This is a genomic window from Stutzerimonas stutzeri RCH2 (assembly GCF_000327065.1).
In the GTDB taxonomy this organism is placed as follows: Bacteria; Pseudomonadota; Gammaproteobacteria; order Pseudomonadales; family Pseudomonadaceae; genus Stutzerimonas; species Stutzerimonas stutzeri_AE.
This window is the reverse complement of the sequence record NC_019936.1, coordinates 163,038-189,814: the sequence shown is the minus strand read 5'-3', so window position 1 is coordinate 189,814 and position 26,777 is coordinate 163,038. Positions and strand designations below refer to the sequence as shown.

The following is a 26,777-nucleotide window of genomic DNA, read 5'->3' as shown; positions in this document are numbered from 1 at the left end:
GCAAGGCAAACGGAGGCAAATCAGCTACTTGCAGTGAGGCATCGATAGCGGCGGAATGCAGCATGCAGGAAAGCCGTGTCTGCACCGTGCAACTTGCAAGGCTTTTCAGAGACTAAAGCACTCGCCAGCAACGCAACGGCGCGTTCCAGCGCTCGAAACGCCATAATCGAAATTTTCAGCGACCGAATTCGCCTTTTTTGATGGGAGCATCCATGGACCAAACGACGGACAACGGCGGACGCATCCTTCTGGTGGATGACGAAGCGGCGATCCTGCGTACCTTCCGCTACTGCCTGGAGGACCGTGGCTATACGGTGATGACCGCAGCCAGCGCAGCCCAGGCCGAGGCCATCCTGCAGCGCCAGGTGTTCGATCTGTGCTTTCTGGATCTGCGCCTGGGCGAAGACAACGGCCTGGATGTACTGCAGCAGATGCGCATGCTGGCGCCCTGGATGCGCGTGGTGATCGTCACCGTCCACTCGGCGGTGGACACCGCCGTCGATGCGATGCAGGCCGGCGCGGCCGATTACCTGCTCAAGCCCTGCAGTCCTGAACAGCTTCGCCTGTCCGCCGCCAAGCAGCTGGAAGTGCGCCAGATGGCTGCCCGCCTGGAAGCGCTGGAAGGCGAGATCAAACAGCGCAGCGACGCTCTGGGCTCGCACAGTCCGGCGATGATGGCCGTGCTGGAAACCGCACGCCAGGTCGCCGACACCGACGCCAACATCCTGATCCTCGGCGAATCGGGCACCGGCAAAGGCGAACTGGCACGCGCGATCCACACCTGGAGCCGACGTTCGAAGAAGGCCTTCGTCACCATCAACTGCCCGTCACTATCAGCCGACCTGATGGAAAGCGAGCTGTTCGGACACAATCGCGGTGCCTTCACCGGAGCCACCGAAAGCACCTTGGGGCGGGTCAACCAGGCCGACGGCGGCACGCTGTTTCTCGACGAGATCGGCGACTTCCCGCTGGCCCTGCAACCCAAGCTGCTGCGCTTCATTCAGGACAAGGAATACGAACGGGTCGGCGATCCGGTCACGCGCCGCGCAGACGTGCGCATTCTCGCAGCGACCAACCTGAACCTCGAAGAGATGGTGCGCGAAGGCAAGTTCCGCGAGGATCTGCTCTATCGCCTCAACGTCATCACCCTCAATCTGCCGCCGATGCGCGAACGGCCGGAGGATGTGCTTGCCCTGGCCGAACGTTTCCTCGCTTCGTTCGTGAAAAACTACGGCCGCCCGGCACGTGGCTTCAGCGATGCCGCGATTGCGGCGCTGAAGACCTATCGCTGGCCGGGCAACGTCCGCGAGCTGCGTAACGTCGTGGAGCGCGCGAGCATCATCTGCCCGCAGCAGATGATCGAGGTCAGCCACCTGGGCCTCGGTGAGCAGGTTGGCAGCAATGCGCCACGCATCGGCGAACCGCTGAGCCTGGAGGCACTGGAAAAAGCGCATATCGCCGGCGTGCTGAGCACCAGCGACACGCTCGAGCAGGCTGCCCGCATCCTTGGTATCGACGCCTCAACCCTCTACCGAAAACGCAAGCAGTACGGCCTATGAAACTCCAGATGAAGCTGCGGACCCGATTATTCCTCGGGTTCTCGGCCTTGATGACGGTCGCCCTGCTCGGCCTGCTGCTGGCACTGGTCAGCGTGATGCAGATGGCCAAGAGCCAGGAACAGCTGATCCGCAACAACTTCAGCATCATCGAGATCAATCAGCAGCTACGTCAGGCGCTGGGCAACCACCTCATCGTCATGCTGGCCGAGGATCACAACCTCGATGCGTTGGACGCAGTGCGTCAGACCTTTCAGCAAACCCTCGAGCGCGGCATCGCCGAAGCCAGTGACGACACCGACCGTCAGGCCTTCCAGGCAGTTGCCAGCGCCTACGCCAGATTCATCGAAGAGCTCGATGCAGCGCGACACCAGAGCTGGACGCTGCTGGAGGACAATTCGCTGAGCCAGGCCTTCAATCAGGTACGCAGCCTGATGAGCGACATGCAGCGCGCGGCCTACGACAAGATTCGCGACACCGAGCTGCGTAGCCGCGATCGCGCTTCGCTGCTGGCAGGACTGCTGGGCCTGACCGCGATTGCCGTGCTGCTGATTGGCTTCATCACCGCACACAGTTTTGCGCGGCGCTTCGGCGAGCCGATCGAACGGCTGTCCGCAGCGGCCGACCAGATCGGGCGCGGCGATTTCAACATCTCCCTGCCGACACCGCCGATCGCCGAGCTGTCGTCCCTGAGCCGGCGCTTCGGTCTGATGGCGCAGGCCCTGCACGAGTTCAAGCAAACCAATGTCGAAGCACTGGTCAACGGCCAGCAGCGTCTGCAGGCCCTGCTCGACAGCATCGACGACGGCCTGTTGATCATCGACCGTGACGGACGCCTGGAGCACGCCAACCCGGTGGCGCAGCGCCAGCTCGCCTGGGAAAACGAACACCTGGGTTCCACGCTGGGCGAAGCGCTGGGCCATCCGGAACTGGACAACGCCGCGCGCCAGGTGCTGGACGACAAGTCGCTGTCCGATCCACCCGAGGATCTGATCATCGAAGCCGACGGCGAACGCCGCCTGCTGGCCTGGCGCATCAGCCCGGTCAGCCATCACGACGGCAGCATCAGCGGTGCGGTCATGGTTCTGCACGATGTCACCGATCAGCGCACCTTCGAGCGCGTGCGCAACGAATTCGTGCTGCGCGCCTCCCACGAACTGCGCACGCCGGTCACCGGCATGCAGATGGCCTTCAGTCTGCTGCGCGAACGCCTGCGCTACCCGGCCGGCAGCCGCGAGTCGGACCTGTTCGATACCGTGCACGAGGAGATGCAGCGCCTGGTGCGGCTGATCAACGACCTGCTGAACTTCTCGCGCTACCAGAGCGGCCAGCAGAAGCTCGAGCTGGAGCAGTGCGACATCCCCGAGCTGCTCGAGGCTGCCCGTCAACGCTTCGAGGTGGCGGCCAACGAGCAGGACGTGCAGCTCAAGCTGGAGCTGCAACAACCGTTGCCAACGCTGATGCTGGACCGCCAGCAGATCGAACGGGTTATGGACAACCTGCTCAGCAATGCCCTGCGCCATACGCCGAAGGGCGGCGAGGTGCGACTGCTGGCCCGCCACCATGGCGAACGGATGATCCTCAGTGTCGAGGACAACGGCGAGGGCATTCCCTACAGCCAGCAGGCGAGAATCTTCGAGCCATTCGTGCAGATCGGCCGACGCCGTGGCGGCGCCGGACTGGGGCTTGCCTTATGCAAGGAGATCGCTCAGCTGCATGGTGGTCGCATCGGCGTGCATTCGCGGATCGGCCACGGCACCATCTTCTACGTCGCGCTGCCGATCTGAGCGCACCTTCGAGGAAAGCCCATGCCGAGCCTGAACCCCAGCCCCGAGCAGCTCGCCGATTACGCGGCGTCGATGCCATCCGGGGTTCCGATCCTGATGCTCAACCTGTTGCGCTATAACGACCAGGCAACCTATCCGGCGGGCAGCCCGCACAGCCCCTGCAGCGGCCGCGAAGCCTATGCGCGCTACAGCCGGGTGGCGCTGGCCAAGGTGCAGGCCAGCGGCGGCGCGGTCGAGGTTCGCGCCAAGGCCCATGCGGCGCTGATCGCCCCGCCTGACGAGCAATGGGATGACCTGCTGCTGGTCAGCTATCCATCCAAGGAAGCCTTTCTGGCGATGATCGGTGACCGCGACTATCAGGCCGCTGCCGAGCATCGCAGCGCGGCGCTGGCAGACTCCCGGCTGATCGGCACCACCGCCTACTGAGCTCAGCGCTTCGCCTGGTTGGCGAGCACCTGCAACATCGCAGCGGTTTCGGCATCAGGCTCGCCGTCGAAACGCGCCGGCCGATACTTCATCTGAAAGGCCGCGATGACGTTGCGCGTTTCGGCATCCAGATGCCCGTGCCGTGGGACCCGGTAGCCCTGAGCAACCAAGGCATCCTGATACCAGACGACCGGCGGCAGGCCCTCGGATGCATAACGCATCTGTTCCACGGCTACCGCGCCAGCCTCGGGCCAGGGCACCAGACCTTCGTCGGCGAGACGCTTCCACGGAAACAGCGGCCCCGGATCGACCTTGCGCTGCGGGGCAATGTCGCTGTGGCCGATGATGGCCCCCGGCTTGAGTTCATGACGCGCCATGATGTCCTTGAGCAGAACCACCAGCGCGTCGATCTGTGCGTCGGAGTAGGGATGCCAGAGCCGGCGTCCGTCGGCGCTTTCGACGTAGCCGCGATTGACCAGTTCGATGCCGATCGAGGTGGCGTTGAGCCAGGTGCGGTCATTCCATTCGCTTTCACCGGCATGCCAGGCACGCCGGTTCTCGTCCACCAGCCGGTAAATGGTCGCCGGTGATTCGCCAATCAGGTAGTGACTGCTGACGTCGCGACCGCTGAGCAGCTCCAGCGAACGCGGCAGATCGGCTGAGGTGTAGTGCAGCACGATGAACTGGCTGCGGCTGTCATGGCCGATCGAACTATGACTGGTGTCGATACGCGGGCCACTGGCGCAGCCGGCCAGCAGCAAGAGCATCAGGATGGCGGTGATGGCTTTCATCGGGACGACCTCTGTGTCGACGGCGAAATGACGCAGATGCGCAGCAGCTCGGGCCAGTGCGAAGAAGGGTCGTGATTATACCGGGCGATCCGCCAGTGGCCATGCCGGCCGGTCAGGCCAGCTCGACGCGATTGCGACCCGCGTTCTTGGCGCGGTAAAGCGCGCCGTCAGCCCGCTCGAATGCACGCTCGGTGGTATCGTCCTCGCCGAATGCGGTTAGGCCAGCGGACAGGGTGATGACGATGCGCTCGCCCTTGAAGTGAAACGGACAATTGCTGATCGAATCGCGCAGCGCATCCATCAGCTGCTGCCCCGCCTCGTAAGGGGTGTTGGGGAGCAGCACGACGAATTCCTCTCCACCGAAGCGGGCGATGAAGTCGGTCTTGCGCAGGCGCTTGCGCAATTCACTGCCGATGATCTTCAGCACTCGGTCACCCGCCAGGTGGCCGTAGCCGTCATTGACCCGCTTGAAGTGATCGACGTCCAGCACGGCCAGCAGCAGGTCGCCGCCGTAGCGCTGCCAGCGGGCAAACTCGAGATCCAGACGCTCGTTCCAGGCCGCACGGTTGGGTAGCCCGGTCAGCGGGTCCTGCAGCGCCTTCTGCCGCTGCTCTTCCAGATGGCCGCGCAGGCCGCGCGCGGCCTGTTCGAGACTGCCGACCCGACTGACCAGTTGCTGCAGACGCTCGCCGAGCTTCTGCTCCTGCTGGCTACGCTGCTGGCGATAGGTATCCACCGTATCCAGCAGCCCGTCCAGGCGCGCCTCCACCACCTTCTTCAGACTGGTCAGATCAGTGGCCTGACGCATGCTGTGCTGCAGACCACCCACCTGCTCGCGCAGCTCCTCGTCCAGCGCCTGCGCCGCATCGCGCCCTTCGCTGTGGCCTTGGTGCGCGGCGAGCAGATTCTCCTGCATTGCCGAGAGACGCTCGTTCAACGTCTGCAGATAGCTTTCGAAATCCCGCTGGCCCTGATCACTGAAGGCAATCATCAGCATCGCCAGGTCGTCCAGCACCGGCACCAGCTCGTACCAGTTCAGTCCGTGCTGGATACGCGCACGCAGCGTCTGCAGCTGCGGCTGGTGTTGTTCGGGCAGATGCAGATTGTCGAGCAGATTGCTGAGCGTCGCCTCCACGCGATCAGCCACAACGCTGAAGGCCGGCTCGGGGGAGTCCGGCAGAGCGTAGGCGGACTCCGGCGGCAGCGGCTCGGCCACTGGCGCCAGCTCGGCATCGGCATCGGCATCGGCCCCAGCTTCGACCGCGTCCGCGTCGGGCTCGGCCGCTGATGAAACGGGCTCGACTGCCTGCTGCTCGTCGTTCGCCGGCTCGGCCAAGATTGGCGCCACGACCGCCACGACCGCTTCGGTCGCGGCGGACGCAACGGCCGTCTCGCCACCGACAACCGCCTCGGCCGCGAGCGTCACCTCTGCGGGAGCTGACAGCCCAGCCGGAATCGCCGTCTCGAGCGGGATCGCCGCCAACTGGCTGTCCCGGCCACCGAACAGGCGCTTCAGAAATCCACCCTGCTGCGGCGCGGCATCCTCCTGCAGCGTCAGCACCTGGCCTTGCAAAACACTCAACTCACCAAGCAGCCCCGGCAGCTCGCGGAGCTGAGCGGCGCGCTGGTCCAGCTGTTTGGCAAAGCGCTTGATAGGCTTGCGCAGTTCCGGCGGAGGCGAGAGTGCCAGCAGCTGGGCGACCAGGCGATGCAGTGCCTCGGTCAACCGCACCGCGCGCTCCTGCCGATACCGCTCGGAATCGAGTACGGCCTTTTCCAGACGCGGCACCAACTGGCTGAGGCCATCGTCCAGATCGCCCTCGCGCAGCACCTCACGCATCGCATGCAGACAGCGCTCGACCGCGGGGTCGGCACCTTCCACCGCCAGACTGCTGCGCACCAGACTGCGCCGTAGCAGATCCACGCGCTGTTCCCAGCGGGCTTCCAGCTGGTCCTGGCGCTCGACGAGCTGAAGATACTTTTCCTTCCAGCGTTCGGCTTCTTCGCTCATTTCGTGTCTTTCACCTGAACCGGCAAGGAATCGGCCTGCAGCGAATCAGGCAGTCTGATCTCGACGGCCACCGGCAGGTGATCGGAAATCGGCAATGCCAGCACATCGACGCGCTCGAGCGTCAGGCTGGGGCTGAGCAGGATGTGGTCCAGACAGCGCTGCGGTCGCCAGCTCGGAAAGGTCGCTTCGATCTGCGGCGCCAGAAGGCCGAGATCACGCAGCGGCGAATTTTCCAGCAGATCGTTGGCGTGGGTATTCATGTCACCCATCAGGACCTGATGGCGGTAGCCGCCGATCAGCTCGCGAATGTAGGCCAGCTGGCGCGTCCGCGCCCCGCCACCCAGCGCCAGGTGCATCATCACCACCACCAGCGCGTCCGGCCCCTCGCCGAAGCGCAGCAGGATCGCCCCACGCCCCGACGGCCCGGGCAACGGATGATCTTCCAGACCCTGAGGTTCGAGACGACTGAGCACACCATTGCTGTGCTGGGCGAACCGCCCGAGATTGCGGTTGAGCTGCTGATACCAATAGGGAAACGCACCCAAATGAGCCAGGTGCTCGACCTGATTGACGTAGCCGGAACGCAGGCTGCCGCCGTCGGCCTCCTGCAGCGCCACCAGATCGTAGTTGCCAAGCACCTCACCGATGCGCTGCAGATTGCCCGCCCGCCCCGGATGGGGCAGCAGATGCTGCCAGCTGCGCGTCAGGTAATGGTGGTAGCGCTCGGTACTGATGCCGACCTGGATGTTGAAGCTGAGCAGCCGCAACCGCCCGTCCGACGGCAGACCGCTACTGGCCAGGCAGTGCGCGTTGACGCGCGCCTTGCCGGGTCCGGCATGGCGCGGCGCGCTCCAACGACGCAGCATTTCGGCTTACCGCGCCGCGCGTTCTTTTTCGATGAGGAAGTCGGCCACCTGCAAGGTGCGCTCCGGGCCGCCGGACGAGCCGAGATCGAAACGATACTTGCCGTTGACGATCATCACCGGCACACCGGTGATCTGATACGCCATGCCGAGTTTTTTGGCCTGCTCTACGCGACCACGCACACCGAACGAGTTGTAGGCTTTCAGAAAGGCCTGCTTGTCGATGCCGTGACCGGCAAGGAAATCAGCCATTTCGTCAGGCGTGGCGAGCTTCTTGCGCTCCTGATGGTAGGCAGCGAAGACCGCATCGTGGACCTTCGGCTCCACGCCCATCGATTCCAGCGCGATAAACAATTGTCCGTGTACGTTCCAGATCCCGCCAAACATCGCCGGGATGCGCTTGAACTGCACGTCCTCGGGCAGCTGCTCGACCCAGGGCTTGATCACCGGCTCGAACTGGTAGCAGTGCGGGCAGCCGTACCAGAACAGCTCGACCACCTCGATCTTGCTCGGGTCGGCGACTGGCACCGGGCTGCTCAGCTCGACATATTCCTTGCCGGCCTGAAACTCCGCTGCCTGGGCTGCAGCACCGAACAGGCTGGCAGCGGCAAAAATGGCAGTGAGTAGGAAATTGCGCATGAAGTACTCCTGTTTACGACGGACCGATGGCGCAACAGGCTGCAGCAAAACGCCGGGACTCGCCAGCGTTTTTCATCTGCCCATGCCGCGCCGTGACGAAGGTGGCGTAGCCAGCCCCCTAAACGCAGAAGGGCGTCCGGACTATTGGCCCGGACGCCCTTCTCGATCAGCCTACTGTCGCGATCAGTGCAGGCCCTGGATGTAGCTGGACAGCGCTTCGATGTCCTTGTTGCTCAGCTTGGCGGCAACGCCACGCATGATCATGCTGTCGCCGTCGTTGGTGCGGTTGCCTTCACGGAAATCGGTCAGCTGCTTGGCAGTGTAAGCCGCATGCTGGCCACCCAGTTTGGGGAAACCGGCCAGGTCGTTGCCGACACCGTTGGGCGCGTGGCAACCGGTGCAGGCCGGCATGCCCTGATCCAGCTTGCCGCCGCGGAACAGTTTCTCGCCCTGCTTTGCCAGAGCCGGATCGGTATAGCCGACGCTGCCCTTCTGGCTGGAGAAGTAGGCGGCGATGTCTTGCAGATCCTGATCGCTCAGCGGGTCGAGCATGCCGGTCATTTCCAGCACCTTGCGGCCGACGCCTTCCGGAGCACCCGGGGTGCTGCCGGCCTTGATGTCCTGCAGTTGCTTGAGCAGATAGCGCTCGCCCTGGCCGGCGAGTTTCGGGAAGTTCGGCGCCGGGCTGTTGCCGTCCGCACCGTGGCAGGCGCCACACATTGCAACTTTGCCCTGACCAGCTTCGGCGTCTCCAGCCGCGTGGGCCATACCGGTGATGCCAAGGGTCAACAGCAGACTCACGAGTACTTTGTTCATCAGCTAATCCAACTACGGCTAAGGGTTTGAAAGGGAATTCATCGGGTCGCGCATGGCAATCGAGCCGGGCGACGCTCGTTATAGTGGCACGCTTGGCATTCGCATCAGGGCGGCGCTACCGCCGCACAGGCATCCGGATCCGTCCGAACCCTACGCGCAGCACGATATCAGGCCAAAGCGCACATAAAAACTGCGGCATTATATACTCCCGTTTCTGAAACGGAAACGAACCATTGCCGCACCCGTGGCACTCACCGGAACGACCATGCTACCGAAAAACCCGATTCTCGGCCTTTGCCAACAGGCCACCTTCATGATCAGCGCCGCCAAGGTCGATCAGTGCCCGGCCGACGAGGGTCTGGAAGTAGCCTTCGCCGGCCGTTCCAACGCGGGCAAGTCGAGCGCGCTGAACACCCTGACCCATGCCAATCTGGCGCGCACCTCGAAAACCCCCGGGCGCACCCAGCTGCTCAACTTCTTTCGTCTCGATGAGGAGCGCCGACTGGTCGACTTGCCCGGTTACGGCTACGCCAAGGTGCCGATTCCGCTCAAGCAGCACTGGCAGCGCCATCTGGAAGCCTACCTGGGCAGTCGTGAAAGCCTGGCCGGCGTGTTCCTGATGATGGACATTCGCCACCCGCTGACCGAATTCGACCGCATGATGCTGGACTGGGCGAGCGCCAGTCAGATGCCACTGCACATCCTGCTGACCAAGTCCGACAAGCTGGCCTTTGGCGCCGCGAAGAATGCATTGCTGGCGATCCAGCGCGACATTCAAAAAGGCTGGGGCGCTGACGTCAGCGTTCAGCTGTTCTCCGCGCCCAAGCGGCAGGGCGTTGAAGAAGCGCAGCTGGTACTGGCGAGCTGGCTGGGTTTGCTGGACGAAGCGTCCGAGGAAGAGCAAGCGCCTGAAGCGTAGGATGATTCAGGGTCACCGCACCACCGAACTGGGCTTCCGGTGGATGTAAGAGCGACATCCACCCTCCAATGAACCCGCCTGCAATCGCTGGAAGCGCCCAGGTCGCCACAGAGTGGATGACGTTTCAGCGATTCGCCGCGCAGATGGATGTGAATAGCCACATCCACCTGCGATCAGCGCAACTCAGTCGCGATACGCATCCACCGGCACGCAGGCGCAGAACAGGTTGCGGTCACCGTAGACGTTGTCCACGCGGTTCACCGCCGGCCAGTACTTGTGCGCACGGGCGTGGGCACTCGGCGTCACCGCCTCGGCGATGCTGTAGGGGCGGTCCCACTCGCCGATCACGTCAGCCAGGGTATGCGGCGCACGTACCAGCGGGTTGTTGTCCGCCGGCCATTCGCCGTCCTGCACCTTGGCGATTTCCGCGCGGATGCTCAGCATCGCCTCGACGAAGCGATCCAGCTCGGCCTTCGACTCGCTCTCGGTTGGCTCGATCATCAGCGTGCCGGGTACGGGGAAGGACATGGTCGGCGCGTGGAAGCCGTAGTCCATCAGGCGCTTGGCGACATCCTCCTCGCTGATGCCGCTGGCCGCCTTGAGCGGGCGCAGGTCGAGGATGCATTCGTGGGCGACGCGGCCGTTGCGCCCGGCGTAGAGGACGGGAAACGCATCGCCGAGGCGATTGGCCAGGTAGTTGGCACCGAGAATGGCGACTTCCGTGGCGTCGCGCAGCTGCGGCCCCATCATGGCGATATACATCCAGCTGATCGGCAGGATGCTCGCACTGCCCCAGGGCGCCGCGCTGACCGCGCCGTTGCCCGGTTGCGGGCCTTCCAGCTCGACCACCGGATGGTTGGCCACGAACGGTGCCAGGTGCGCCTTGACGCCGATCGGCCCCATGCCCGGGCCGCCACCGCCATGGGGGATGCAGAAGGTCTTGTGCAGGTTCATGTGCGACACGTCGGCGCCGATATCCGCCGGCCGCGCCAGCCCGACCTGGGCATTGAGGTTGGCACCGTCCATGTACACCTGACCGCCGTGGGCGTGGATCGCCGCGCAGATTTCGCGCACGTTCTCTTCATACACGCCGTGGGTCGACGGATAGGTGATCATCAAGCAGGACAGCCGGTCACCGGCTTCGGCGGCCTTGCGCTTGAGGTCTTCCAGATCGACGTTGCCGCCCTTGTCGCACTCGACGATGACCACACGCATGCTGACCATCTGCGCCGAGGCGGGGTTGGTGCCATGCGCCGAGGACGGGATCAGGCAGATGTCGCGCTGCCCTTCGCCGCGGCTCTCGTGATACTTGCGGATCGCGACCAGGCCGGCGTATTCGCCCTGGGCACCGGAGTTCGGCTGCATGCTGATCGCGTCGAAGCCGGTAATCGCGCAGAGCCAGGCTTCCAGTTCTTCGATCATCAGCTTGTAACCCTGGGCCTGAACGCGCGGGACGAACGGATGCAGGTTGGCAAACTCGGCCCAGGTGATCGGAATCATCTCGCTGGTGGCGTTGAGTTTCATGGTGCAGGAGCCGAGCGGGATCATCGCCTGGTTCAGCGCCAGATCCTTGTTTTCCAGCTGCTTGAGGTAGCGCAGCATCTCGGTTTCGCTGTGGTGCGAGTTGAACACCGGATGCTCCAGGTAGCCGCTCTCGCGTTGCAGCCCTGCGGGAATGCCCGCCGCCAGCTCACCGGCATCCAGCGCGGCGACATCGAGTCCATGATCGGCACCGAGGAAGATCGCCAGCAGCTGCTCGACGGTGCGCTCGTCGCAGGTCTCGTCAAGGCTCACGCCCAGACGACCGCGGCCGAGGATGCGCAGGTTGATCTGCGCCGCTTCGGCACTTTCGATGATCGCGGTCTGCGCGCCACCGACTTCGAGAGTCAGCGTGTCGAAGAAATGTTGATTGAGGCGGACGATGCCCTTCTGCTCCAGTCCGGCAGCGAGGATCGCGGTCAGCCGGTGCACGCGCTGGGCGATGCGCTTGAGGCCTTGCGGGCCGTGGTAGACGGCGTAGAAACCGGCGATATTGGCCAGCAGCACCTGCGCGGTACAGATGTTGGAGTTGGCTTTCTCGCGGCGGATGTGCTGCTCGCGGGTCTGCAGTGCCATGCGCAGCGCGGTGTTGCCACGGGCGTCCTTGGACACGCCGATGATGCGTCCCGGCATGCCGCGCTTGAACTCGTCGCGGCTGGCGAAATAGGCCGCATGCGGGCCACCGTAGCCCATCGGCACACCGAAGCGCTGGGTCGAGCCGAGCACCACGTCGGCGCCCAGTTCGCCCGGCGGGGTCAGCAACAGCAGGCTGAGCAGATCGGCGGCGACGCAGGCCAGTGCCTGCTGCGCGTGCAGCTGCTCGATGGCCGGACGCAGGTCACGGATTTCGCCATGGGTGTCCGGGTACTGCAGCAGTGCACCGAACACCTCCTGCCCGGCCAGCTCGTCCAGCGTGCCGACCACCAGTTCGAAGCCGAACGCCTCGGCGCGGGTCTGCACCACGGAGAGCGTCTGCGGGTGGCAGTTCTCGTCGACGAAGAAGCGGTTGCTCTTGCTCTTGGCCATGCGCCGGGCCAGGGTCATGGCCTCGGCCGCTGCGGTCGCCTCATCGAGCAACGAGGCATTGGCCAGGTCGAGACCGGTGAGGTCGATGATCATCTGCTGATAGTTCAGCAACGCTTCCAGCCGACCCTGGGCGATCTCCGGCTGATAGGGGGTGTAGGCGGTGTACCAGCCCGGATTCTCCAGCACGTTGCGCAGGATCACCGGCGGGGTGATGGTGCCGTGGTAGCCCATGCCGATCAGGCTGGTCCAGAGCTGATTCTGCTCCGCATAGCCACGCAGCTTGGCCAGCGCGGCCTGCTCGTCCAGCGCCGCTGGCAGGTCCAGCTCGTCCTGCAGACGAATCGCCGGCGGCACGGTCTGCTCGATCAGCTGTTCGCGACTGGTCAGGCCCAGGGCGTCGAGCATGGCCTGCTGTTCGGCCTGATCCGGGCCGAGGTGACGGCGCAGGAAGGCATCGGGTTGCTGGAGTTGGGAAAGGCTCGGCATATACGGCATGGCTGCTACTCTCGGAAAAAACAAAAGCCCCGACAGAGCGGGGCTTTTGCGGATGATGCTTAGGCGTCGGCGTCGCAGGCGGCCTGGTAGGCGGCTGCGTCAAGGAGCTTGTCCAGCTCCGCCGGGTCGCTCGGCTGCAGGCGGAAGAACCAGCTGCCATAGGCGTCGCTGTTGACCAGCTCGGGCGAATCGGCAAGCGCCTCGTTGATCGCGACCACCTCACCGGACACCGGCGCGTAGATGTCGGACGCGGCCTTCACCGACTCGACCACACCGGCTTCCTGGCCGGCATTGAGCTGGCGCCCGACCTCGGGCAGCTCGACGTAGACCACATCCCCCAGCGCTTCCTGGGCGTGATCGGAGATACCGACGGTGATGCTGCCGTCCGCTTCGAGACGGGCCCACTCGTGGCTGGCGGCGTAACGCAGATCGCTGGGGATATTGCTCATTGTTGGATCCTCAAGGCTGTTGACAGCAGTCGCGCAAAACAGTCGGTCGAATTTACACCAGTACCTTGCCGTGCCGCACGAATGTCGGTTGCACGACCCGCACCGGGTACCACTTGCCACGAATCTCCACTTCCGCACGCTCACCTGTACCAGCCGGCACGCGTGCCAGGGCGATGGATTTGCCAAGCGTAGGAGAAAAACTGCCGCTGGTGATTTCGCCGTCGCCAACGCCGTTCACCCGCACCACCTGATGGGCACGCAACACGCCGCGCTCTTCCAGCACCAGGCCGACCAGCTTGGGCAGGTCGCCCTGGGCACGCTGCTGCTCCAGTGCGGCACGGCCGACGAAGTCGCGCTCGGTCGGCTCCCAGGCCACGGTCCAACCCATGTTGGCCGCCAGCGGCGAGACGTCTTCGGTCATGTCCTGGCCGTAAAGATTGAGACCGGCCTCCAGACGCAGCGTGTCGCGGGCACCAAGGCCGATCGGCGGGATGCCGGCGCCGACCAGCTCGCTGAGAAAGTCAGGCGCCTGTTCGGCCGGCAGGATGATTTCCAGGCCGTCTTCACCGGTGTAGCCGGTACGACCGATGAACCAGTCGCCTTCGGCCAAGCCTTGGAATGGTTTGAGTTCCTGGATCAGCGTGGCGCGCGCCTGGCTGACCAGCTCGGCCGTGCGCGTACGGGCATGCGGCCCCTGGATCGCCAGCATGGCCAGCTCGGGGCGCTCCTTGACCTCGACGGCGAAGCCGGCCGCCTGCTGTTGCATCCAGGCCAGATCCTTTTCGCGGGTGCTGGCGTTGACCACCAGGCGGTAGCCCCATTCGCTCAGGTAGACGATCAGGTCATCGATCACGCCGCCGCGCTCGTTGAGCATCGCCGTGTAGAGCGCCCGACCCGTGCCTTTCAGGCGCGTCACGTCGTTGGCCAGCAGGTGTTGCAGATAGGCTGTGGCCTGTTCGCCGGCCACATCGACCACGGTCATGTGCGAGACGTCGAACACTCCGCAATCACGTCGCACCTGGTGATGCTCTTCTACCTGGGAGCCGTAGTGCAGTGGCATGTCCCAGCCACCGAAGTCGACCATCTTGGCGCCAAGCGCAAGGTGCTGATCGTAGAGGGGAGTACGCTGACCCATGGGTTTCTCCTTCCGGGCAGGTCGCCGAATCGGCATTGGAAAAGTCAGTAAAGCCGGGCCCTGCAGGGACCGGCGACTTTCGAATGGCGCGCATTGTAGCCCCAAGGTGGCGGCAGGTCACGGCGGATCAGGCAGCAGGAGACTGGAGGTCGCGCAGTGGCCCGAAGCAGCCACTCCGCTGGCTACAGCGCCGGCGCCAATCGCTTGTGCAGCTAGCCGATTCGCCGTGCCGAGCGACGAATCAGCAGCACCACCGGAAGCAGTCCAACCAGCACCAGGGTCAACGCCGGCAGCGAGGCGCGAGCCCATTCCCCTTCGCTGGTCATCTCGAAAATACGTACGGCCAGGGTGTCCCAGCCAAACGGGCGCATCAGCAAGGTTGCCGGCATTTCCTTGAGCACGTCGACGAATACCAGCAATGCAGCGCTCAGCGTGCCGGGCAGCAGCAAGGGCAGATAGACCCGGAAGAACAACGCCGGGCCGCCGACACCCAGACTGCGCGACGCCTGCGGCAATGACGGGCGAATCCGCACCAGCGCATTTTCCAGCGGGCCGAAGGCAACCGCCATGAAGCGAATCAGATAGGCCAGCAGCAGCGCCCCGAGACTGCCGAGCAGGATCGGCTTGCCCGCGCCGCCAAGCCAGCTGGATAGCGGCATTACCAGGTTCTGGTCGAGGTAACTGAACGCCAGCATGATCGATACCGCCAGTACCGAACCCGGCAGGGCGTAGCCGAGGTTGGCCAGCCCCACCGCACTGCGGATCGAACGTACCGGCGCCTGCCGCCTGGCGAAGGCCAGCAGCAAGGCCACCGTCACCACGATCAATGCGGCGATGCCGCCGAGATAGAGCGTGTGCAGGATCAGCCCGGCGTAGCGCTCGTCGAGGTCGAAGCGGCCACGCTGCCACAGCCAGGCGAGCAACTGCAGCAGCGGAATGACGAAGGCACAGAGAAATACCAAGCCGCACCAGGCGCTGGCCGCAAACGCCTTCACCCCTGTCAGCCGGTAGAGCGCCGCTGAGCGAGCCCGCTCGTTGGCCGGGCGCGCCGCACCACGCGCGCGACGCTCGCCGTAGAGCACCAGCATCACTGCCAGCAGCAGCAAACTGGCCAGCTGGGTTGCGCTGGTCAGGCTGAAGAAGCCGTACCAGGTCTTGTAGATCGCCGTGGTGAAGGTATCGAAGTTGAACACCGACACGGCGCCGAAATCGGCCAGGGTTTCCATCATTGCCAGGGCCAGACCGGCGCCGACGGCGGGGCGCGCCATCGGCAATGCCACCCGCCAGAAGGCCTGCCAGGGTGACTGCCCGAGCACCCGTGCCGCCTCCATCAATCCCTTGCCCTGAGCGAGGAATGCCGAGCGCGCCAGCAGATAGACGTAAGGGTAGAACACCAACACCAGCACGGTGATGACACCACCGGTCGAGCGCACCCGTGGAAAGCGTATACCGCTGCCGAACCATTCTCGCGCCAGGCTTTGTACCGGCCCGGCGAAGTCCAGCAGGCCGATGAAGACGAAGGCCAGGACGTAGGCGGGAATGGCGAATGGCAACATCAGCGCCCAATCCAGCCAGCGGCGCCCGGGGAATTCGCACAGTGCGGTCAGCCAGGCGAGGCTGACGCCAAGTACCACCACACCGACTCCAACCCAAAGCAGCAGCGTCAGGGTATTGCCGAGCAGTCGTGGCATCTGGGTATCCCACAGGTGCGACCAGATCTCGGTATCGATACTGCTCCAGCTGAACAGCAGAATGCTCAGCGGCAGCAGGACCAGCGCCGCGACGGCAAAAGTGATGGGATACCAGCGGCGCTCGACGGGATGGGACACTCAAGCCTCGACAGCAAAAAAGACAACGCCCCGGACCAGGCCGGGGCGCCGAGTATAACCGCAGCGGCAAACGTCGCGGCTGGTGTGCCGCACGTCACCGCTACAAGCGCGACAGGCTGATCAGTTCCAGCCGGCGCGATCCATCAGCTTGATGGCTTCGGCCTGGCGCTTGCCAGCCACTTCCACCGGAATGGTATCGGCCTTGAACTCGCCCCATGCCGCCACTTCGGCCGAAGGCTTCACGCTCGGGTTGGCCGGGTATTCCATGTTGATATCGGCGAAGATGCTCTGCGCCTCTTCGCTGGTCATCCACTCCACCAGCTTGCGCGCGGCGTCCGGATTCGGCGCGTGCTTGGTCAGGCCGATGCCGGACAGGTTCACGTGCACGCCACGGTCGTTCTGGTTCGGCCAGAACAGCTTGGCCTTCAGCTGCGGGTTCTGCGCATGCAGGCGACCGAAGTAGTAGGTGTTGACGATACCGGCATCGCACTGGCCGGCGTCGACGGCCTGGACCAGTGCCGTATCGTCAGCAAACACGTCGGTGGCGAGATTGCCGACCCAGCCCTTGATGATCTGCTCGGTCTTCTCAGCGCCATGAGTCTCGATCATGGTGGCGGTCAGCGACTGGTTGTAGACCTTCTTGCTGGAGCGCAGGCACAGACGGCCGTCCCAGTTCTTGTCGGCCAGCGCTTCATAAGTGCTCAGTTCACCATCCTTGACCCGCTCCGGCGAGTAGACGATGGTCCGCGCACGCAGCGACAGGCCAGTCCAGGCATCGCTGGAAGAGCGGTATTGCGCCGGAATGTTGTCCTTGACCACCTGGGAGTTCAGCGGCTGCAGGATGCCCATCTCTTCGGCCTGCCAGAGGTTGCCACCATCCACGGTCAGCAGCAGGTCGGCCGGGGTGTTGGCGCCTTCGGCCTTGATGCGGGCCATCAGCGGGGCTTCCTTGTCGGTGATGAACTTGATCGCGACGCCGGTTTTCTGGGTGTAAGCGTCGAACACCGGCTTGATCAGCTCGTCGATGCGCGAGGAGTAAACCACTACTTCGTTGGCAGCCTGGACAGCACCCGACAGCGCCGTTAGCGCCAGGGCGGCGAGTAAACCTTTGCTTGCCTGCATGGAACAGCCTCTTTGGTGAGTTGAAACAGAGGCTGAATAGTAGTGAATGTTATTTACCTTCTCAATGCGACAAATCGTGCAGGTAATGTTTTGTAAATATCAATTTGCTATTAGGGCCGCGCCAGCTTTGGTAAATCGCCACTCAGCCCGAGCGCCTGACGAACGAAAACTGCCTTTGCTTCCGGCAGCGCCTGCACCGCCTTCAAGCCGGTGTTGCGCAGCCAGCGCAGCGGCAGTGGATCGGCCTCGAACAGCCGCTCGAAGCCTTCCATGGCCGCCATCATCGCCAGGTTGTGGGGCATGCGGCGGCGCTCGAAACGGCTAAGCACCTGCACATCGGCCACCCGCTCGCCGCGCGCGATGGCCGCCCTGAGCACTTCTGCCAGCACGGCGGCATCCAGCAGACCAAGGTTAACGCCCTGCCCCGCCAGCGGATGAATGGTATGCGCGGCGTCGCCGATCAACGCCAGCCCCGGCTGCACGTAACGCTTGGCGTGGCGCTGGCGCAGCGGTATGCACAACCGCGGATCGGCTTCGAGCACCTCGCCCAGGCGTTCCTCGAAGGCGCGCCCCAGCGCCGCACGGAAGGCCACATCATCCAGCGCCATCAAGCGCGTGGCTTCGGCCTCGGTAACCGAGCAGACGATGGAGCACCAGTGCCGGTCGCCATCGCGCTCCAATGGCAGGAAGGCCAGCGGACCGTGATCGGTAAAGCGCTGCCAGGCGGTGCGCTGGTGCGGATCGCGGCAGCGCACGCTGGTCACGATGGCCTGGTGCAGATAGTCCCATTCACGGGTTTCGCAGCCTGCCAGGCGGCGTATCGCCGAATTGGCGCCGTCCGCTGCGATCACCAACGGCGTGCGCAGCTCGCGGCCGTCGACGAGCGTCAGCTGCCAGCCGTCAGTGGTACATAGCAGTTGTTCGACGCGAGCGTTGCCAAGCAAACGCACCTGACCATGGCTCTGCATGGTTTCCAACAGCGCATCCTGCACCACGCGGTTCTCGACGATATGCCCGAGGACCTCGGCATGCACCGTTTCGGCAGAAAAATGGATCTGGCCGGTGCCGGAACCATCCCAGACGTGCATGTCGGTGTAGGGACTGACGCGCCGTGCGGCCATGCCCGGCCAGGCGCCGACCCGCTGCAGGATGCGCTGGCTGGCGGCGGACAGTGCGCTGACCCGCGGCTCGAAGTCGCCGGACGGGTCGAAGGTGGCGACTTCGAGCGGGCTCGCATCGAGCACGACGATGTCCAGCCCGCAGCCTTCGAGGGCGAGCGCCAGAGTACTGCCAACCATGCCGGCGCCAACGATGACCAGATCCGCTTGCATCATTTCTCTCCTGGCTGCCGCGCCCGCGGCTTGAGTCGTATGTAGAGCGTCTTTTGCACCCGCGCCACCAACGTGCCTTCGCCGTCGCGCACTTCGACATGCATTTTCGGCAGGTAGCGGCTGCCATCGGCAGTGTGCGCACGAATCTCGTCGAGCAGCTTGTCGCTGATGGCAAAGTCGGCGTACACCGCACCGCGTCCCGGAGTGACGAATTCGATGTTGGCCGCTTTGTCCCAGACGATGTAGTCGCGCCCCAGATTCTCCATGAGCATCAGCACGAAGAACGGATCGACCATCGAGTACAACGAGCCGCCGAACTGCGTGCCGACATAGTTGCGGTTGTACCAGCGCAACACCATCTTTACCTGAATCAGGCGCAGATCTGCACTGATATGTCGCACCCGCACGCCCGCTCCCAGGTACGGCGGGTAGAAATTCAAAGCCCAGCGCAGGAACCGCGCCTTGCGCGCCAAACGGGAGCCACTCATGCAGAGTCCTTCTGGTGGCGGCGTCAGCCTAGGCGAGTCCCGAGGCCCATGGCCTGCCGAGCGAACCAGCGCTTGGCTGCAGGAGTCAGATCCAGGCCGAGCAGGCCGAGGTTGCGGCCCGCCGCGACCAGCCGGCCGGAGTCGACGAACAACCGGGTGACCTGATCGGAAAAACCGACGGTCAGGCGCTGGTCCAGGCGCTGCCTGTGCGCATACGCCTGCAGCACCGCAAGGTCGCCCAGCGCGGCGTCACTGTGCAGCAAGGCTTCACTCAGCGCTTCCACATCGCGCAGCGACAGGTTGTACCCCTGCCCGGCGATCGGGTGCAGGCTGTGCGCCGCATTGCCGAGCACCACCAGTCCGGCGCGAACCTGTTCTTCGGCCTCGATCAGCGTCAGCGGATAGAGATGCCGGGCACCAACCTGCTGCAAGGCGCCCAGACGGTAGCCGAAGGCTTCCTGCAGCTCGGCGAGAAAGGCCGCCTCATGCGCCTGCGCCAATCGCGCGGCGTCGGCCTGGGCGCGCGTCCATACCAGCGCGCAGCGATTGTCCTGCAGCGGCAGCAGCGCCATCGGGCCATCTTCGGTGAAGCGCTCGAACGCCAGTCCGCCGTGCGGCTTGCCCGGGGTGATGTTGGCGATCAGCGCGGTCTGGCCGTAGGGCCGGCGCGAAACATGGATACCGAGCTGCTCGCGCAGGCCGGAGCGACCACCATCGGCCAGCACGGCGAGGTCGCATTCCAGGCGCTGACCGTCGGTGAAACTCAACCGATAGCCCGCGGCGCCGGGCTCCAGGCGCTCGATCTCCGCCGGGCAGTGACGGATCACCACCTCGTCATCCAGCGCCTGCCACAGGCAATGGCCGATCCAGGCGTTCTCGACCACGTAGCCCAGCGCCTCGACGCCTTCACTCGCGCAGTCGAGCCGCGCAGCACCGAAGCGGCCACGTTCAGACACGTGGATGCGCAGAATCGGTTCGGCACGCTCGGCAATCCGCTCCCACAAGCCGAGGCGCTGATAGATCAGCCGGGTGCCGTAGGACAGTGCAGTCGAGCGCGCGTCATAGCTGGGCTGGTACTCATGGCCGGGTTCGAACGGCTCGATCAGGTGGATGCGCCAGCCGCGCTCACGGGCGCCATCCTGCAATGCCAGCGCGAGACTCGCCCCGACCAGCCCACCACCGATGATCGCCAGGCTCTGCATGTCAGGCGACCTGCTCACGAGCGGCGGCCATCAGCGCCTCGATCTCGGCGACGCTCTTCGGCACGCCAGTAGTGAGGATTTCGCAGCCGGTCCGGGTCACCACCACATCGTCCTCGATGCGCACGCCGATACCGCGCCACTTCTTGGCCACGCTCTGATTGTCCACAGCGATATAGATGCCCGGTTCGACGGTCATCGCCATGCCCGGCTCGAGCACACGCCATTCGCCACCGATCTTGTAGTCGCCGACGTCATGCACATCCATGCCCAGCCAGTGGCCGGCACGGTGCATGTAGAAGGCCTTGTAGGCTTCGCTGGCAATCAGCGCATCCACCTCACCCTGCAACAGGCCCAGCTCGACCAGCCCGGCGGTAATCACCCGAACAGTGGCTTCGTGCGCCTCGTTCCAGTGCTTGCCCGGGGCGATATGCTTGAAGGCCTCTTCATTGGCCTTGAGTACCAACTCGTAAATGGCCTTCTGCTCCGGTGAGAAGCGACCGTTGACCGGGAAGGTACGGGTAATGTCGCTGGCGTAGCAGTCGATCTCACAACCGGCGTCGATCAGCACCAGATCTCCATCCTTCAACGGTGCATCGTTCTCACGGTAATGCAGGATGCAGGCGTTGCGACCCACGGCGACGATGCTGCCGTAAGCCGGCATCTTCGCGCCGCCCTTGCGGAACTCGTAATCCAGTTCGGCTTCCAGGTGGTACTCGAACAGCCCGGCACGGCTGGCCTGCATGGCACGGATGTGCGCACGAGCGGAAATCTCCGCCGCATGCTTCATCACCTTCACCTCGTTGCTCGACTTGAACAGGCGCATGTCGTGCAGCAGATGATCGAGCGCGACGAATTCGCTGGGCGGCTGTGCGCCCTGGCGCGCCTTGCCGCGGATGGTCTTGATCCATTCCATCAGCCGATGATCGAAGGCTTCGTTGGTGCCGATGGCGTAGTAGACCCGATCGCGGCCCTCGATCAGGCCCGGGAGGATGTCGTCGATATCACCGATAGGAAAGGCGTCGTCGGCACCGTATTCAGCGATAGCTCCGTCCTGCCCGGCACGCAGGCCGTCCCAGAGCTCGCGCTCGGGATCGCGCTCGCGGCAGAACAGCACGTACTCGCCATGCTCGCGCCCGGGAATCAGCGCGATCACCGCTTCCGGCTCGGGGAAGCCGGAGAGGTACTGGAAGTCGCTGTCCTGGCGGTAGACATGCTCGACATCGCGGTTGCGGATGTACATCGGCGCCGCCGGCAGAATGGCGATGCTGTTGGGTTCCATCTGCTCCATCAGCGCCTTGCGTCGACGGGCGTATTCCGATCTGGGGATGCGAGTCATGGGCGCAACGGTGTCCTCAATGCAGGGAAGGTTTCGCGGCAGCGGGCAGCGGTTTGGCGCATTCGGTGAACAGCAGCAGCGGCGCTACGCGCAGGTACTCCATCACTTCCATGTAGTCGGTCTCGCCGTCCTCGGACTCTTCCAGCGAATCCTGGATCTGCGCGATAGCGGACAGATCCTGCAGCACCTCCATGGCTTCGCTACTCAGCGCACGATCACCGGCGGCCAGGCCGAAGCCGGCAAGAAAGCCCTGGCACCACTGGCCCAGCGCCACGGCGCGTTCGGCGAGCGGCGCATCGTCGCTGGGCAGCAGCAGGACAACGGCGATGTCGTCACCGGCGAGCTCGCCCTTGACCATTTCCTGAAGGCCGATCAATGCCTGACGAATGTTGTCCTGCGGTGCTTCGCCGAGCAGGTCCGACGCATCGGTCAGCCAGGGCTCGACCTCGAAACCTGCGCCGGCGCAACTGCGCCCGAGCAACAGGCCGTGCAATTCGGCGGGAGAAACAGTTTGCGGGCTGCCCGCCAGAAGTGTGGCGAAGGCGGCATACGGGGAATTCTGAATGGACATGGCGGCTAGGCGCACGATGGCGCAATGACTAGAATGAAGGCTTCGTATCCTAGCACCGGCGGCCGCGGCAAGACCATCGAAGGCCCCGGCCATCGCCTCCGTCTTCAGCAGTGCCCCAACAGGAATCCCATGGAAGACGCCGATCTCAAAGCGCTGACCACCAGGCTGGAGCAGTTGATTCAGCGCATCGAACAGCTCAAGGCGCAGAACCATCTGCTGCTGGCCAATGAGCGGGCGTGGCGTGAAGAGCGCGCTCATCTGATCGAAAAGAACGAAATGGCCCGATTGAAGGTCGAATCAATGATTTCGCGCCTGAAAGCCCTGGAGCAGGACTCATGACCCAGCCGAACACCGTTACCGTGCACATCATGGACAAGGAATACTGCATTGCCTGTCCATCAGAGGAACGCAGCAATCTGGAAGGTGCGGCCCGTTACCTGGATCGCAAGATGCGCGAGATTCGCAGCAGCGGCAAAGTCATCGGTGCCGATCGCGTGGCGGTGATGGCTGCCCTGAACATCACTCACGAACTGCTGCACAAGCATGATCGCCTCGACGCCGAAGCCAACAGCGCACGCGAACATGTACGCATGCTGCTGGAGCGCGTCGACAGCGCCCTGGCCCCCGACCCAAACCCTTCCGGCAACTGATCAACGGTAGCCAGTTTGCGTTATACTGCGGCCAACTCCCTGGCATGTTCGCCAGTCGGCGATGACCCTCTCCCGATAAGCAATACCATGGAGGCTACACGTAGTGCCGGTGTGCATGTCCGCCTGACGGAAAGCCTTAAGGTGCTCTGTAGTCGCCACCTTGAACTCTCGGGTTCAAGGGCCTACGCTGGCAGCGGCATGCTGGGGAGCCACTTCTGATGATCGTAGCCGAAGGCCTTTCGCGCCCAGCGCTACGTCGCAAGCTGCGCCAAGCCCGGCGCCAATTGACACCCGCGCAGCAACGCCTGGCCGCTCGCCGACTCTACCGGCAGTTGGCTCAGCACCCGCTATTCCGTCGCGCTCGGCATATCGCCCTGTACCTGCCCAACGACGGTGAAATCGATCCACGTCCGCTACTGCACGCTGCTCAGCGCCGCGGCAAAGCGACCTATCTCCCGGTATTGAATCCATGGCCGCGTACGCGCATGGTCTTTCAGCGCATCGAGCCCGGCGAGCGACTGCGGCGTAACCGTTTCGGCATTCCCGAACCCGTAATCCGGACCGCTCGACAACGCCGCGTCTGGGCGCTCGATCTGCTGCTGATGCCACTGGTGGGCTTCGACGGCAATGGCGGGCGGCTGGGTATGGGCGGCGGCTTCTATGATCGCAGCTTGGCGTATCGCGCCATGCGCAAAAAAAGTCACAAACCGACGTTATTGGGACTCGCTCACGAATGTCAGCGGGTCGACCGATTACCGTTGGAAAGCTGGGATGTACCCATTCAGGGCACGGTGACGGACCAGGGCTGGTACGTCGGATGATGAAGCGCCGCATCCATGCGGCACGAGGTCATCGCTGCTGAGCCTGTTGCACCTGAATGACCGGGGCCATGCCGGCCGCGCCATCCTGCTGCTCCCACAGACTCTGCGTATAGCCCGTGGTGACTACGCCGAGACCAAAGATGAAGACCAAAATCCACAGAATATCGGGCTTACGTTTCATTTGTGTTCGCCTCCCCCTACCAGGCGAAATGCTTGCGTCGAGTCGGTGTGATTTATCGTTCTAGGACTCGATAGGCCACCATACAGCCGCGGCATTTTCCGTGAAGCTTCGGCACCGCGCAAACAGGTATTGCAGCCGACTGTCGGAGATTTTGCCATCATGGTCTGATCGAACCGACTGACGGGAGAGCAAGGTTCATGCCTTATTGGCTGATGAAGTCCGAACCGGATGAATTTTCCATCCAGGATCTGAAAAAACTGGGTCGTGGTCGCTGGGACGGCGTACGCAATTACCAGGCGCGTAATTTCCTGCGGCATATGCAGGAAGGCGATCAGTTCTTCTTCTATCACTCCAGTTGCGCGGAGCCCGGCATTGCCGGAATCGGCAGAGTCACTCGTAGCGCCTACCCCGATCCCGCCGCACTCGACCCCGCCAGCCCCTATCACGATAGCAAGGCCAGCGACGAGACCAATCCGTGGAGCGCAGTCGATGTCGAGTTCGTGGAAGTCTTCGCGTCGCCGCTGAAGCTGGCACGCCTGAAAGCACAGCCTGAGCTGCACGAACTGGCACTGGTGAAGAAAGGCAGCCGCCTTTCGGTGATGCCGGTCAGCATGGACGAGTGGCAGGCGATCCTGGCGCTGCGCTGAGTTACTGGATGATCAGATTGTTGAACAGCAGATCATCCACCAACGGCTTACCTTCTTCCTGCTCCAGCACCTCGCGCACCTGGCGCAAGGCCTCCTGACGCAGCTGCTCCTTGGCTTCGGGACCGCTCAGGGTCTCGTCGGTCTGCTGGGAAAACAGCATCACCAGCTGATGGCGGATCAGCGGCTCGTGATGCTTGACCCGATCTTCCACCTCCTTGCTGGAGATGCGCAGCGCGACATCAGCCTTGTAGTACTTCAGCCGCTCACCCGAACCATAGTTGCCGACCATGGCGGGCACCAGCGCGTAGTAGAGCGTCTGCGGGGCCGCTTCGTCAGCCGAGTTTTGCGCGAGCACCGGCCCGGCAAGTGCGAAACCAAGAAACAGGGTTATCAGGTACTTCACGGGGCAGTGCTCCAGGGAAAATCTGCGCCAGCATAACCAGTCGCCGCCGCGCACCCAAGCCCACCACGCAACTGCCCGCCGCTTATACGCCGCCATTACAGCGAACGATGCTGATTGCCTCGTTACGCAGCGCTCCTAGACTGGATAGTCCTGAGTAGTCGAGCCATCCATCGTCGGGCGGCAAGCGTCCGACCAGTCGAACAAGGAAAAACGATGAAAGCCGTCCTGTGCAAAAGCTTCGGTCCGCCCGAGAGCCTGGTGCTCGAAGATGCCCCTTCCCCTCAGATCAAACCGAGCGAAGTCCTGCTCGACGTGCATGCCGCCGGGGTCAATTTTCCTGACACGCTGATGATCGAGGGCAAGTATCAGTTCAAGCCGCCGTTCCCGTTCTCGCCCGGCGGCGAGGCGGCCGGCGTCATCGCCGCGGTCGGCGAGAAGGTCAGCCACCTCAAGGTCGGCGACCGGGTCATGGCGTTGACCGGCTGGGGCAGCTTCGCCGAGCAGGTTGCGGTGGCTGGCGGCAACGCGCTGCCGATTCCGCCGAGCATGGACTTCGACACCGCCGCCGCCTTCAGCATGACCTACGGCACCTCGATGCATGCGCTTACCCAGCGCGCCAATCTGCAACATGGAGAGACTCTGCTGGTGCTGGGCGCTTCTGGCGGTGTCGGCCTGGCTGCCGTGGAGATCGGCAAGGCCATGGGCGCACGAGTCATCGCCGCCGCCTCCAGCGCCGAGAAGCTGGAGGTAGCGAAGAACGCCGGCGCCGACGAGCTGATCAACTACAGCGAAGGCAGCCTGAAGGAGCGCCTGAAGGAACTCACCGGCGGCCAGGGCGTGGATGTGATCTACGATCCGGTGGGCGGCCAGCTGTTCGAAGAAGCCTTCCGCAGCATCGCCTGGAACGGCCGCATGCTGGTGGTGGGATTTGCTGCCGGCGGGGATATCCCGGCGCTGCCGGCGAACCTGCCACTGCTCAAAGGAGCTTCGCTGATCGGTGTGTTCTGGGGCGCCTTCGCCCAGCGTCAACCGCAGGACAACGCGGCTAATTTCCGCCAGCTGTTCGCCTGGCACGCCGAAGGCAAGCTCAAGCCGCTGGTATCGCAACGCTTTGCCTTGCAGGACACCGGCAAGGCTATCGCCACGCTGGGGCAGCGCAAGGCGGTCGGCAAGCTGGTGGTGCAGGTGCGCTGACGCGCAGAAGGAGGATGCAGGAAGCGTCAGACGCTTCCTGCACGATCCGTATCAGTGGGCGGTGCTGGGTGCTTCGCCCGCGCCCTGCATACGCGCCATTTCCTGGGCGTAGAGTGCGTCGAAGTTCACCGGAGCCAGCATCAGAGCCGGGAACGAGCCGCGGGTTACCAGGCTGTCCAGCGCCTCACGGGCGTACGGGAAGAGGATGTTCGGGCAGAACGCGCCAAGGGTGTGACTCATGGCGGCGGCTTCGAGACCCTTGATCAGGAAGATCCCGGCCTGCTGCACTTCGGCAATGAAGGCAACTTCTTCGCCGGTCTTCACGGTGACCGAAAGGGTCAGCACGACTTCATGGAAGTCGCCCTCAAGCGCCTTCTGCTTGGTGTTCAGGTCCAGCGCGACACTCGGATTCCATTCCTGACGGAAAATTTCCGGGCTCTTCGGCGCTTCGAAGGACAGGTCACGGACGTAGATGCGCTGCAGGGAGAACTGCGCGCCCTGTTCGTTCTGCGACGCTGCGCCGCCGTTGTTAGCTTGTTCGGTCATTTCT

Annotated in this window: 27 protein-coding genes and 1 other RNA gene; 10 read left to right on the top strand and 18 right to left on the bottom strand. The window is 63.9% G+C overall.

Annotated features, from left to right (window positions below; translation table 11 throughout):
• Positions 1–212 precede the first annotated feature (212 nt).
• The 3 genes from algB to PSEST_RS00940 are packed head-to-tail and all read left to right on the top strand — an operon-like array spanning position 213 to position 3,769.
• Positions 213–1,559 (top strand): sigma-54-dependent response regulator transcription factor AlgB, encoded by a 1,347-nt coding sequence (algB, locus tag PSEST_RS00950; protein WP_015275206.1) that lies wholly within the window; start codon positions 213–215, stop codon positions 1,557–1,559.
• Positions 1,556–3,343 carry a KinB sensor domain-containing domain gene (locus PSEST_RS00945; RefSeq protein ID WP_015275205.1) on the top strand — a complete coding sequence of 596 codons (1,788 nt, stop codon included), beginning with the start codon at positions 1,556–1,558 and terminating at the stop codon, positions 3,341–3,343. The genes algB and PSEST_RS00945 overlap by 4 nt, the downstream gene beginning before the upstream one ends.
• 21 nt (positions 3,344–3,364) lie before the next feature.
• Positions 3,365–3,769 (top strand): DUF1330 domain-containing protein, encoded by a 405-nt coding sequence (locus PSEST_RS00940; protein WP_015275204.1) that lies wholly within the window; start codon positions 3,365–3,367, stop codon positions 3,767–3,769.
• Positions 3,770–3,771: 2 nt separating this feature from the next.
• Here the strand turns inward: PSEST_RS00940 and PSEST_RS00935 are convergent, their stop codons facing one another.
• The 5 genes from PSEST_RS00935 to PSEST_RS00915 form a co-directional block, all read right to left on the bottom strand.
• Positions 3,772–4,560, bottom strand: coding sequence for an N-acetylmuramoyl-L-alanine amidase (locus PSEST_RS00935; protein ID WP_015275203.1), 789 nt, complete (start codon positions 4,558–4,560; stop codon positions 3,772–3,774).
• A gap of 112 nt (positions 4,561–4,672) precedes the next feature.
• Positions 4,673–6,571 carry a GGDEF domain-containing protein gene (locus PSEST_RS00930; protein ID WP_015275202.1) on the bottom strand — a complete coding sequence of 633 codons (1,899 nt, stop codon included), beginning with the start codon at positions 6,569–6,571 and terminating at the stop codon, positions 4,673–4,675.
• Entirely contained in the window at positions 6,568–7,437 is an 870-nt protein-coding gene (locus tag PSEST_RS00925) for an endonuclease/exonuclease/phosphatase family protein (protein ID WP_015275201.1), read from the bottom strand. The genes PSEST_RS00930 and PSEST_RS00925 overlap by 4 nt, the downstream gene beginning before the upstream one ends.
• A gap of 6 nt (positions 7,438–7,443) precedes the next feature.
• On the bottom strand, positions 7,444–8,073 hold the full coding sequence (locus tag PSEST_RS00920; protein ID WP_015275200.1) for a thiol:disulfide interchange protein DsbA/DsbL: 630 nt from the start codon (positions 8,071–8,073) through the stop codon (positions 7,444–7,446).
• 183 nt (positions 8,074–8,256) lie between these two features.
• Positions 8,257–8,889: a c-type cytochrome gene (locus tag PSEST_RS00915; RefSeq protein ID WP_015275199.1), complete on the bottom strand. Its 633-nt coding sequence runs from the start codon at positions 8,887–8,889 to the stop codon at positions 8,257–8,259.
• Between the two features lie 265 nt (positions 8,890–9,154).
• On the opposite strand from PSEST_RS00915, the gene yihA reads away from it, so the two are divergent.
• A complete protein-coding gene (yihA, locus tag PSEST_RS00910; RefSeq protein WP_015275198.1) occupies positions 9,155–9,808 on the top strand; it encodes a ribosome biogenesis GTP-binding protein YihA/YsxC in 654 nt (217 codons plus the stop codon).
• A gap of 183 nt (positions 9,809–9,991) precedes the next feature.
• Here the strand turns inward: yihA and gcvP are convergent, their stop codons facing one another.
• The 10 genes from gcvP to PSEST_RS00860 form a co-directional block, all read right to left on the bottom strand.
• The gene (gene gcvP, locus PSEST_RS00905) at positions 9,992–12,868 is read right to left on the bottom strand and encodes an aminomethyl-transferring glycine dehydrogenase (RefSeq protein WP_015275197.1); all 2,877 of its coding nucleotides are present in this window, start codon (positions 12,866–12,868) and stop codon (positions 9,992–9,994) included.
• A gap of 59 nt (positions 12,869–12,927) precedes the next feature.
• On the bottom strand, positions 12,928–13,317 hold the full coding sequence (gene gcvH / locus PSEST_RS00900) for a glycine cleavage system protein GcvH (RefSeq protein ID WP_015275196.1): 390 nt from the start codon (positions 13,315–13,317) through the stop codon (positions 12,928–12,930).
• Positions 13,318–13,369: 52 nt separating this feature from the next.
• Entirely contained in the window at positions 13,370–14,452 is a 1,083-nt protein-coding gene (gcvT, locus tag PSEST_RS00895) for a glycine cleavage system aminomethyltransferase GcvT (protein WP_015275195.1), read from the bottom strand.
• A gap of 212 nt (positions 14,453–14,664) precedes the next feature.
• Positions 14,665–16,281, bottom strand: a complete 1,617-nt coding sequence (locus PSEST_RS00890) for an ABC transporter permease (RefSeq protein ID WP_015275194.1) — start codon at positions 16,279–16,281, stop codon at positions 14,665–14,667.
• 120 nt (positions 16,282–16,401) lie between these two features.
• On the bottom strand, positions 16,402–17,403 hold the full coding sequence (locus tag PSEST_RS00885; protein WP_015275193.1) for an extracellular solute-binding protein: 1,002 nt from the start codon (positions 17,401–17,403) through the stop codon (positions 16,402–16,404).
• A gap of 110 nt (positions 17,404–17,513) precedes the next feature.
• On the bottom strand, positions 17,514–18,734 hold the full coding sequence (locus tag PSEST_RS00880; protein ID WP_015275192.1) for a 2-octaprenyl-3-methyl-6-methoxy-1,4-benzoquinol hydroxylase: 1,221 nt from the start codon (positions 18,732–18,734) through the stop codon (positions 17,514–17,516).
• Positions 18,734–19,222 carry a DUF4442 domain-containing protein gene (locus tag PSEST_RS00875; RefSeq protein ID WP_015275191.1) on the bottom strand — a complete coding sequence of 163 codons (489 nt, stop codon included), beginning with the start codon at positions 19,220–19,222 and terminating at the stop codon, positions 18,734–18,736. Before PSEST_RS00875 ends, PSEST_RS00880 begins: the two co-directional genes overlap by 1 nt.
• Positions 19,223–19,245: 23 nt before the next feature.
• Complete coding sequence (ubiH, locus tag PSEST_RS00870; RefSeq protein ID WP_015275190.1) at positions 19,246–20,424, bottom strand: 2-octaprenyl-6-methoxyphenyl hydroxylase; 1,179 nt, start codon at positions 20,422–20,424, stop codon at positions 19,246–19,248.
• A 1-nt stretch (position 20,425) separates the two neighbouring features.
• A complete protein-coding gene (gene pepP, locus PSEST_RS00865; protein ID WP_015275189.1) occupies positions 20,426–21,760 on the bottom strand; it encodes a Xaa-Pro aminopeptidase in 1,335 nt (444 codons plus the stop codon).
• 16 nt (positions 21,761–21,776) lie between these two features.
• Positions 21,777–22,331 carry a YecA family protein gene (locus tag PSEST_RS00860; protein ID WP_015275188.1) on the bottom strand — a complete coding sequence of 185 codons (555 nt, stop codon included), beginning with the start codon at positions 22,329–22,331 and terminating at the stop codon, positions 21,777–21,779.
• 129 nt (positions 22,332–22,460) lie between these two features.
• Between PSEST_RS00860 and PSEST_RS00855 the strand changes: the two genes are divergently transcribed.
• The 4 genes from PSEST_RS00855 to PSEST_RS00845 all read left to right on the top strand — a co-directional run bounded on the left by PSEST_RS00855 (position 22,461) and on the right by PSEST_RS00845 (position 23,802).
• Entirely contained in the window at positions 22,461–22,670 is a 210-nt protein-coding gene (locus PSEST_RS00855; RefSeq protein ID WP_015275187.1) for a TIGR02449 family protein, read from the top strand.
• Positions 22,667–22,981: a cell division protein ZapA gene (locus PSEST_RS00850; RefSeq protein ID WP_015275186.1), complete on the top strand. Its 315-nt coding sequence runs from the start codon at positions 22,667–22,669 to the stop codon at positions 22,979–22,981. Before PSEST_RS00855 ends, PSEST_RS00850 begins: the two co-directional genes overlap by 4 nt.
• 33 nt (positions 22,982–23,014) lie before the next feature.
• Positions 23,015–23,193: non-coding RNA, 6S RNA (ssrS, locus tag PSEST_RS21585), on the top strand.
• Positions 23,194–23,199: 6 nt separating this feature from the next.
• Positions 23,200–23,802, top strand: coding sequence for a 5-formyltetrahydrofolate cyclo-ligase (locus tag PSEST_RS00845; protein WP_015275185.1), 603 nt, complete (start codon positions 23,200–23,202; stop codon positions 23,800–23,802).
• 28 nt (positions 23,803–23,830) lie between these two features.
• Here PSEST_RS00845 and PSEST_RS22235 read toward each other — a convergent pair whose 3' ends face one another.
• The gene (locus PSEST_RS22235; protein ID WP_015275184.1) at positions 23,831–23,983 is read right to left on the bottom strand and encodes a hypothetical protein; all 153 of its coding nucleotides are present in this window, start codon (positions 23,981–23,983) and stop codon (positions 23,831–23,833) included.
• A gap of 197 nt (positions 23,984–24,180) precedes the next feature.
• Here PSEST_RS22235 and PSEST_RS00840 point away from each other — a divergent pair, with 197 nt between their 5' ends.
• Positions 24,181–24,630, top strand: a complete 450-nt coding sequence (locus PSEST_RS00840) for an EVE domain-containing protein (protein WP_015275183.1) — start codon at positions 24,181–24,183, stop codon at positions 24,628–24,630.
• Position 24,631: 1 nt separating this feature from the next.
• On the opposite strand, the gene PSEST_RS00835 is transcribed toward PSEST_RS00840, so the two are convergent.
• A complete protein-coding gene (locus PSEST_RS00835) occupies positions 24,632–25,033 on the bottom strand; it encodes a flagellar basal body-associated protein FliL (protein ID WP_015275182.1) in 402 nt (133 codons plus the stop codon).
• Between the two features lie 213 nt (positions 25,034–25,246).
• Between PSEST_RS00835 and PSEST_RS00830 the strand changes: the two genes are divergently transcribed.
• Positions 25,247–26,227 (top strand): NADPH:quinone oxidoreductase family protein, encoded by a 981-nt coding sequence (locus PSEST_RS00830; RefSeq protein ID WP_015275181.1) that lies wholly within the window; start codon positions 25,247–25,249, stop codon positions 26,225–26,227.
• A gap of 51 nt (positions 26,228–26,278) precedes the next feature.
• Here the strand turns inward: PSEST_RS00830 and secB are convergent, their stop codons facing one another.
• A complete protein-coding gene (gene secB / locus PSEST_RS00825) occupies positions 26,279–26,773 on the bottom strand; it encodes a protein-export chaperone SecB (RefSeq protein ID WP_003303313.1) in 495 nt (164 codons plus the stop codon).
• Positions 26,774–26,777: the final 4 nt, after the last annotated feature.

What these genes read in the sequence shown, in the direction of transcription:
- PSEST_RS00930 (WP_015275202.1), bottom strand. Translation starts at nt 6,571, where the DNA reads ATGAGCGAAGAAGCCGAACGCTGGAAGGAAAAGTATCTTCAGCTCGTC.
- PSEST_RS00915 (WP_015275199.1), bottom strand. Translation starts at nt 8,889, where the DNA reads ATGAACAAAGTACTCGTGAGTCTGCTGTTGACCCTTGGCATCACCGGT.
- PSEST_RS22235 (WP_015275184.1), bottom strand. Translation starts at nt 23,983, where the DNA reads ATGAAACGTAAGCCCGATATTCTGTGGATTTTGGTCTTCATCTTTGGT.
- PSEST_RS00885 (WP_015275193.1), bottom strand. Translation starts at nt 17,403, where the DNA reads ATGCAGGCAAGCAAAGGTTTACTCGCCGCCCTGGCGCTAACGGCGCTG.
- PSEST_RS00945 (WP_015275205.1), top strand. Translation starts at nt 1,556, where the DNA reads ATGAAACTCCAGATGAAGCTGCGGACCCGATTATTCCTCGGGTTCTCG.
- PSEST_RS00875 (WP_015275191.1), bottom strand. Translation starts at nt 19,222, where the DNA reads ATGAGTGGCTCCCGTTTGGCGCGCAAGGCGCGGTTCCTGCGCTGGGCT.
- PSEST_RS00850 (WP_015275186.1), top strand. Translation starts at nt 22,667, where the DNA reads ATGACCCAGCCGAACACCGTTACCGTGCACATCATGGACAAGGAATAC.
- PSEST_RS00855 (WP_015275187.1), top strand. Translation starts at nt 22,461, where the DNA reads ATGGAAGACGCCGATCTCAAAGCGCTGACCACCAGGCTGGAGCAGTTG.
- gcvT (WP_015275195.1), bottom strand. Translation starts at nt 14,452, where the DNA reads ATGGGTCAGCGTACTCCCCTCTACGATCAGCACCTTGCGCTTGGCGCC.
- PSEST_RS00845 (WP_015275185.1), top strand. Translation starts at nt 23,200, where the DNA reads ATGATCGTAGCCGAAGGCCTTTCGCGCCCAGCGCTACGTCGCAAGCTG.
- PSEST_RS00840 (WP_015275183.1), top strand. Translation starts at nt 24,181, where the DNA reads ATGCCTTATTGGCTGATGAAGTCCGAACCGGATGAATTTTCCATCCAG.
- pepP (WP_015275189.1), bottom strand. Translation starts at nt 21,760, where the DNA reads ATGACTCGCATCCCCAGATCGGAATACGCCCGTCGACGCAAGGCGCTG.
- yihA (WP_015275198.1), top strand. Translation starts at nt 9,155, where the DNA reads ATGCTACCGAAAAACCCGATTCTCGGCCTTTGCCAACAGGCCACCTTC.
- PSEST_RS00880 (WP_015275192.1), bottom strand. Translation starts at nt 18,734, where the DNA reads ATGCAAGCGGATCTGGTCATCGTTGGCGCCGGCATGGTTGGCAGTACT.
- PSEST_RS00860 (WP_015275188.1), bottom strand. Translation starts at nt 22,331, where the DNA reads ATGTCCATTCAGAATTCCCCGTATGCCGCCTTCGCCACACTTCTGGCG.
- gcvP (WP_015275197.1), bottom strand. Translation starts at nt 12,868, where the DNA reads ATGCCGTATATGCCGAGCCTTTCCCAACTCCAGCAACCCGATGCCTTC.
- PSEST_RS00940 (WP_015275204.1), top strand. Translation starts at nt 3,365, where the DNA reads ATGCCGAGCCTGAACCCCAGCCCCGAGCAGCTCGCCGATTACGCGGCG.
- algB (WP_015275206.1), top strand. Translation starts at nt 213, where the DNA reads ATGGACCAAACGACGGACAACGGCGGACGCATCCTTCTGGTGGATGAC.
- PSEST_RS00935 (WP_015275203.1), bottom strand. Translation starts at nt 4,560, where the DNA reads ATGAAAGCCATCACCGCCATCCTGATGCTCTTGCTGCTGGCCGGCTGC.
- PSEST_RS00925 (WP_015275201.1), bottom strand. Translation starts at nt 7,437, where the DNA reads ATGCTGCGTCGTTGGAGCGCGCCGCGCCATGCCGGACCCGGCAAGGCG.
- PSEST_RS00830 (WP_015275181.1), top strand. Translation starts at nt 25,247, where the DNA reads ATGAAAGCCGTCCTGTGCAAAAGCTTCGGTCCGCCCGAGAGCCTGGTG.
- ubiH (WP_015275190.1), bottom strand. Translation starts at nt 20,424, where the DNA reads ATGCAGAGCCTGGCGATCATCGGTGGTGGGCTGGTCGGGGCGAGTCTC.
- secB (WP_003303313.1), bottom strand. Translation starts at nt 26,773, where the DNA reads ATGACCGAACAAGCTAACAACGGCGGCGCAGCGTCGCAGAACGAACAG.
- PSEST_RS00920 (WP_015275200.1), bottom strand. Translation starts at nt 8,073, where the DNA reads ATGCGCAATTTCCTACTCACTGCCATTTTTGCCGCTGCCAGCCTGTTC.
- gcvH (WP_015275196.1), bottom strand. Translation starts at nt 13,317, where the DNA reads ATGAGCAATATCCCCAGCGATCTGCGTTACGCCGCCAGCCACGAGTGG.